The following is a 1,330-nucleotide window of genomic DNA, read 5'->3' as shown; positions in this document are numbered from 1 at the left end:
GTTGCTCCCGTTGCTCCCGTTGCTCCTGGTGAACCTGTTGTTCCTGTTGTTCCTGTTGTTCCTGTTGTTCCTGTCGGACCCGTCGGTCCTCCTGCTGGTCCTGTTGGTCCTGGTGGTCCTGGTGGGCCTGTTAATACAGGTGTTTTTATAACACTATCCAACTTACTTTGTAACAACATCTGTGTTTTGAGTGCACTTTGTATCGTTTGATTCACACTTTCATTGACTGCTAAAATTTCATCTAACGTAGCAGCTGGCGATAGACCAGACAATGTTCCAATTGCATATTGAATCTTTTCTGCTTCTGCATTAATAATATGAGCTAACCCTAATTCTTCTAAAGCGATAGAAGCTAAAATTAAATTAATAGATTCTTCCCTAGTTAAAGAAATACTAGGAGTAATATTTGGTATGTTAGCTTGTGACATAGTAATACACTCTCCTTTCTATTCCTGGTACCCTTTATATTATTCATTAAAAGTAAAATGGGATAAGCCATTAGCCTATTTATTAGCCTGTTTTTATATAAGGGGGATCACCCCATCGCTATTAAGCTAAGTTTTTGATATACCCCCTAAATAAAATTTTTCTTTTTTTACAGGTAATTTTTTGAAAGGTCAGGTTATTTTTTTAGTAAATGAAGTATATATTGGCATCTTACTATTGATATATATAATTATGTATATTAAATAAATAGTGAGAGTGATTAATGAAAAAGCAGTCTCACTATATGTATCATTTAATTATTAGCATACTATCACTTGTAGCTATACTATTTTTAATTACTCATTTATCTTTATATGTTTAATTAATATGATAATAAATTTCCTTTCTTATTATAAAAAAAGAAATAATTAGTTCTCCATAAAATTAAAAAACACGCTATTCTTTCTTTAAATCATAGGTGGTCTGACCCCATTTGGTGAGACAAAGAAAAAACACCTAGATAACATGTTTCCTATAAGCTATAGGTGACATGTTATCTAATTTTCTCTGAATCCGTTCATTATTATAGTAGTGGATGTATTCATCCACAGTTTGTATTATACTAGCATTATTCGATTGTTTTATATTTTGCGCATAGAATCCTTCGGATTTCAAATGAGAATGAAAGGATTCTATGAGGGCATTATCATGGCAGTTTCCTGTACGAGACATGCTTGTGATAATGCCTTTTTCTGTGGCATATGTTTAAAATTGTTTTGATGTATACACCTTTCCTTGATCCGAATGTAAAATCGTATCAATCACATTTCGCTTTCTTAAAGCCTCTTTTAGAGTATCTAATACAAGAGAAACATCCTGTGTCTCAGCTATTTTATAACTTACA

1 pseudogene is annotated in these 1,330 nt (G+C 32.6%); it reads right to left on the bottom strand.

What is annotated here, in order from left to right:
* Positions 1-428: pseudogene (locus C4S65_RS33120) on the bottom strand (collagen-like protein); the annotation flags it as partial.
* Between the last annotated feature and the right edge of the window lie 902 nt (positions 429-1,330).

Source organism: Bacillus sp. ok061 (assembly GCF_900108285.1).
GTDB classification, from domain to species: domain Bacteria; phylum Bacillota; class Bacilli; order Bacillales; family Bacillaceae_G; genus Bacillus_A; species Bacillus_A thuringiensis_S.
This window is presented reverse-complemented; position numbering and strand designations above follow the sequence as displayed.